Origin of the sequence: Anabaena sp. CCY 9402-a (assembly GCF_963920945.1) — a bacterium.
Lineage (GTDB): Bacteria > Cyanobacteriota > Cyanobacteriia > Cyanobacteriales > Nostocaceae > Trichormus > Trichormus minutissimus.
This window is the reverse complement of the sequence record NZ_CAWUDL010000151.1, coordinates 1-4816: the sequence shown is the minus strand read 5'-3', so window position 1 is coordinate 4816 and position 4816 is coordinate 1. Positions and strand designations below refer to the sequence as shown.

Sequence of the window (4816 nt, the reverse complement as noted above, 5' to 3'; positions counted from 1 at the left end):
CCTAAATTATATTGTATATTAATTTGTGTAATTAATTTTGTTTGATTACTTATCAACCTATTCCGTAAACTTTAGATTTAACTCTAGGCTATAGGAATCCGACTTGATTCTTGCTAAGTATACTGAGAAAGAAACCTTTGTATGACAAGCTTCTAGGCAATTTGGTTTTTCAAAAATCAAATAGGAGTCCTATAGTACAACGCAGCGTAAATAAACGTACTATTTCAAATGATGCACAAGCCCGAAATACAATTCTTTTGACTTTTGATTGGGTTACTGAGCTTGTCAAAGTATTGCACGGCGGTACTAGGCTATGGACAGGGGAGGATAAGCTTTTTTTGTAGTAAGGATTTTAGTCTTTACTACGAACCGTCAAAGATAAAAGATCAGTCCTGTAGTAGATTTTTTTGATCTCGCGTTAAAGCTATGATCCTGCTCTTTTGATTCTTGTAAAGACTCAGCATACTTTATATCCACTCATCTATTACCATTCAAAAAAATTAATATTTCCAATATCCCACTTAATCCCACAAAACCCCCCTCGTGTTTTTTTGAGATCATTGAGAATATTGATTTGTGATGATTAACGAACTCAAAAGGTGGACAAAATTAATCATTTCCAGTGTAAATAAAGCGTAATTCGTCGAGTTTTAAATGAGATTTATTATTGTTTAATTGAGGGGAGGTATCCCATACCTCATCTCAGTAGATCAGCATAAAAATTTGTCGTTGGGATGATGCAGGAGGTAGGAAAGAGGAGGTGAAGTGGTGGAGTCTAATAATAAATTGAAGCCAATAATGCTTCTTGTTATGACTAACTTCTGCTTGTTTAGTGTAGTCACAATATTCACCTGGAAAGCAGGAATAAATTAGGCTAAATCCTAATTTATTTTCCCCAACTATTTTAGCGGGACTATGCCAGCCTACTTACCTAATGACTCTTCTAAAAATCCTTCTTTTGCAATATCTAAAAAAACTCAAATGTTTAAAAAAGCTCTACTAATATTCACAAATTATTCCTTAATATGTCTTTTAGGAATAGTTAATACCAATCTCAAATCTCAAGCTCAAACTGTCAATAACTCTGTTAATTCTCAATCTCAACCGAATCAAGAGCAGAGTCTTGATAACCAACAGCGTAACTCTGCGGCAATTAATCAAACAGGAGTCTATAACCTGGGTGAATCGGCTACTTATAAGATTCAAGGACTAGCTGGAATCCATGTTGTGTGTCCGCGCCCCTCTCTAATATTAGGGACTTCCTTCAGTTCTTATGACGGGATTAGTTTCTCCAACAATGCCTCTTATGGTGTAAATGCTGCTTTAGTTTTCCCTTTGGGTGGAAGCTTAGAGGGTACTTGCAAGCGAATGGCTGAAACTATTGCTCGTAAAACTCAATATGACGTAGAAATTATCAATGCTCGTGCCTGTGCTGAACTAATCAGTGCTGGTATCCAACTCAACCCTGACAGCTTTCCTACTATTTCTGCTGTCTGTCAAGGAGTTGCAATAAACAGAACTAATACAAATGAACCTAACAAATCTATCAGGTTCGAGCCTCAAGAATTACCTAAAAATGAGGCTGAAAATAACAACTAACTAATTTACAACGAGGATAAACTCATGAAAAAAGCTCTTGGTTTAGCAATTCTTGCTACTTTCTTGGCTACCCCTGTTTTAGCTGGTGAAACTTTTGTACGTAACGAAGATTCATGGAGTAAGAGCCACACATCCACCCATTTAAACCTTGATTCTAATACTTATTCTGTGAGGGCTGAAAAATATTTTTCTGTAGCTGATAAAACTTACATTGATGGTGATGTTTCTACTAAGTATTGTAGTTATTGGTGTGGTGGTTCTACAACAGTTTCTTACGACGATTATACGCAACATAATGCTGCTTCTGGATTAGTTGGTACATATTTTGAAACCAATCACACTAACGTTTATGGTACTATTAAGACTGACACATATTCAGGTAGTAAAGCTCACGAAACAACAGCAGGTATTCGTTAATTCTGAATACTGCTGAATGTAAATATAAAGTATTGTAGGGTGGTTATTCCACCCTGCTACTTGTTTTATAACAATTCAAACACGACTTATGCAAGTGTCACAATTGATGGTTGGTGCGTGACGCTATGAGTCTGATGACTACTTTCAAATACTTTTGCAGTGTCACACACCCTACATAAATAATATGTCAGTTGGGTAAGTTCTAAACAATTCAAGCACTACTTACGCAAATGTAAAAATTGATGGTTAGTGGGTGACGCTATGAGTCTGATAACTACGTTCAAATACTTTTGCAGCGTCACACACCCTACATAAACAATATGTCAGTTGGGTAAGTTCTATCAAAAAAATAATGTGATAGATGAATAGATTAATATGAAAAAAATGATTTGTTTAGTTATTCTTGCTACTTTTGTCAGTAGCCCTGCTTTAGCTGGTGAAACTTTTGTTTTTAACAAATGGACACTTCGGGGTAATAGAACTCAGGATCATGACAAGATAGATATTACAATCTATTCAAACCGCCATGAAAATTACAATTTTTCTACTAACAAGATTGAAGTTCAGCGTCAAGGTGGAGAAAGTTTGAATAGTTTTACGGTTCATAATAGTGGTTCTTATGTGAAAGGTAGCTTTTACGAAGATACAAGAACTAGACTATGGGGTACTGTCAATACTGTGAGGAACTCATACATTCGTTCCCAAGAGAGCAGTGCAGGTATTCGTTAATTATCAGTAATTTGAAAATTGATTGTGAAGAAATTAAGGTGCAATATCTGCTATTTTTTAGTATGAAATATACTATATTAGTATCTAGTGAGTTATTTGTTGTTTTGGTTTTTATTTATTTAAATGATATACCAAACGGACAAATGCCTCCGTTATTTATCAACTCCGTATCTAAGGAGTTAAAGCAAAATATTCCTGGAAATATACAGATTCAGCCGAGAAAGCTACCAAATGAAACCAAGCCTAATGAAATCAGAGAAGAGTTATATGACTCTATATCTGTAGGTATGACTTATCAGCAAGTGATTGCCATTATCGGCTGGGATGGTGTTTTAATTTATGACAATAATATTGATACTGCTGATGGAAAAATTCATGAACAGGTTTATCAGTGGAATAACCAAGATATTTATACAAGTGAAAACTACGAACAAAAATTAGGCGATCGCAGTATATACAGTAGTATTAAACTGCGGTTTCAAAACGATATTCTCGTCAATAAATCATTTGTGATCCTCAAGCCCTAGGAGCGCGGTCGCTATGTTGTTATACTGCAAATTAAATCAACCCAGCATCTTCAAGAAACTGGGTCAATAAATCTAACCAAAAGTTGAGCCGTTCCAGCCCCACATTGACCCTTTAGCATCAGCAAAATCGATATAAATGCGATTTTGGGGTACTCCAAGAGTTTGATTAATCTGCTGGCAAAAATCCTGACTCATCGCCTCAGTTTGATTGGGCTTCATTGTGCCAATACTCTTAATTTCTACATAACAAACTGGTTCTATAGTGCCAGCAAAAGTCATGGAAATTTCCGCTTCAAAGGCAGTCATCACATAAGATTCTGGTTTTCCCAAGTGCTTGGCTAACTTCGCTGAAAGGCTTTTCAACATAGCCTCAACTTCAGCTTTTTCAGGTGCAGATGCAGAAGTTTGGACTTTAATTAGAGGCATACTATCAATTCAAAATTCAAAATTCAAAGTTTAATATTAACCTAAGTTGCTGGTGCAAGAAATCAATAGTCCCTATACCTATCACCCAACCTGACGAAATAAGCGACTATACTCAGGATCATATAAGCGCGATCGCCCGTTTGTTGACGATAATGCTGGACTAATTATGTACAGCGTTGTACGCATCAGATTTTCTTGCTGAGTACAGTTTGCCATTTGGGTGAGAGGTACAACCCTAATTTTTTCATCTGGCCAGCCGATGCGGAAGCAAATAGCTACGGGGGTATCTGCTGGATAGTGTTCTAGTAATTTAGCCTGGGCATTTTCTACATGACGCGCACTCAGATATAAACACAAACTAGCTTGATGGGCGGCTAAAGAGGCTAGCTCTTCCCTGACAGGGACTTCTGTACGTCCGCTAATGCGTGTCAAAATGATGGTTTGCACTAAACCGGGGACAGTCAACTCTACATTGAGTTTAGCGGCCGCGGCTTGGAAAGCACTAATACCTGGGATAATTTCAAAGGGAATGTTAGCTTCAGCCAGAAGCTGCATTTGCTCATGTATAGCACTGTAGAGACTGGGATCACCTGATTGGAGACGTACCACAGATTTTTGCTGCGATCGCACCTGTTCGATCATTAGAGGTAGAATCTCTTCCAAAGTTTTATCAGCAGTGCGAATAATTTCCGCATCTTCCCGACAAAACTGCAAAACCTGTTCCGGAATTAGCGAATCAGCGAATAAAATCACATCTGCCGCAGCGAGCAGTTTTTGAGCTTTGAGCGTTAGTAAATCTGGATCTCCGGGGCCTGCTCCCACAATATATACTTTTGGTTCTAAGAGACTTTGATTAACTTTCATACGTAAATTCCAATAAACCCTAAGTAATTACCAGGTGTTATTTCACCCCCAAAAAATTTTTTGGAAATTTGCTCAGTATCTTTCCGGATTATCCCTATAGGAGTAGTAGAGAGTAATGGTAGATGCACCCTGGTTAAGCCCTGGAGAAAACAAAACTCTGGGGCATTTTTTATTTTTGGGCATTGGGCATTATATACTCACTGTCACCTGTCACCTGTCACCTGTCACCTGTCACCTGTCACCTGTCACCTGTC

Annotated in this window: 6 protein-coding genes; 4 read left to right on the top strand and 2 right to left on the bottom strand. The window is 37.5% G+C overall.

The genetic code is table 11. The annotated features are described in order from the left end of the window. Positions 1 to 981 precede the first annotated feature (981 nt). The 4 genes from ACM0OR_RS27585 (at position 982) to ACM0OR_RS27570 (ending at position 3272) form a co-directional block, all read left to right on the top strand. A complete protein-coding gene (locus tag ACM0OR_RS27585; protein ID WP_414579593.1) occupies positions 982 to 1599 on the top strand; it encodes a hypothetical protein in 618 nt (205 codons plus the stop codon). Between the two features lie 24 nt (positions 1600 to 1623). Then, on the top strand, positions 1624 to 2016 hold the full coding sequence (locus tag ACM0OR_RS27580; RefSeq protein ID WP_414579592.1) for a hypothetical protein: 393 nt from the start codon (positions 1624 to 1626) through the stop codon (positions 2014 to 2016). 384 nt (positions 2017 to 2400) lie between these two features. Next, entirely contained in the window at positions 2401 to 2745 is a 345-nt protein-coding gene (locus ACM0OR_RS27575) for a hypothetical protein (RefSeq protein WP_414579591.1), read from the top strand. Positions 2746 to 2807: 62 nt separating this feature from the next. Continuing rightward, positions 2808 to 3272 carry a hypothetical protein gene (locus ACM0OR_RS27570; RefSeq protein WP_414579590.1) on the top strand — a complete coding sequence of 155 codons (465 nt, stop codon included), beginning with the start codon at positions 2808 to 2810 and terminating at the stop codon, positions 3270 to 3272. Positions 3273 to 3344: 72 nt separating this feature from the next. Here the strand turns inward: ACM0OR_RS27570 and ACM0OR_RS27565 are convergent, their stop codons facing one another. Together ACM0OR_RS27565 and cobM are read right to left on the bottom strand one after the other, a co-directional pair. Continuing rightward, positions 3345 to 3698 carry a phenylpyruvate tautomerase MIF-related protein gene (locus ACM0OR_RS27565; RefSeq protein WP_414579589.1) on the bottom strand — a complete coding sequence of 118 codons (354 nt, stop codon included), beginning with the start codon at positions 3696 to 3698 and terminating at the stop codon, positions 3345 to 3347. Positions 3699 to 3779: 81 nt separating this feature from the next. Then, positions 3780 to 4562, bottom strand: coding sequence for a precorrin-4 C(11)-methyltransferase (gene cobM, locus ACM0OR_RS27560; RefSeq protein ID WP_414579588.1), 783 nt, complete (start codon positions 4560 to 4562; stop codon positions 3780 to 3782). Positions 4563 to 4816 lie beyond the last annotated feature (254 nt).

What these genes read in the sequence shown, in the direction of transcription:
- ACM0OR_RS27585 (WP_414579593.1), top strand. Translation starts at nt 982, where the DNA reads ATGTTTAAAAAAGCTCTACTAATATTCACAAATTATTCCTTAATATGT.
- ACM0OR_RS27580 (WP_414579592.1), top strand. Translation starts at nt 1,624, where the DNA reads ATGAAAAAAGCTCTTGGTTTAGCAATTCTTGCTACTTTCTTGGCTACC.
- ACM0OR_RS27575 (WP_414579591.1), top strand. Translation starts at nt 2,401, where the DNA reads ATGATTTGTTTAGTTATTCTTGCTACTTTTGTCAGTAGCCCTGCTTTA.
- ACM0OR_RS27570 (WP_414579590.1), top strand. Translation starts at nt 2,808, where the DNA reads ATGAAATATACTATATTAGTATCTAGTGAGTTATTTGTTGTTTTGGTT.
- ACM0OR_RS27565 (WP_414579589.1), bottom strand. Translation starts at nt 3,698, where the DNA reads ATGCCTCTAATTAAAGTCCAAACTTCTGCATCTGCACCTGAAAAAGCT.
- cobM (WP_414579588.1), bottom strand. Translation starts at nt 4,562, where the DNA reads ATGAAAGTTAATCAAAGTCTCTTAGAACCAAAAGTATATATTGTGGGA.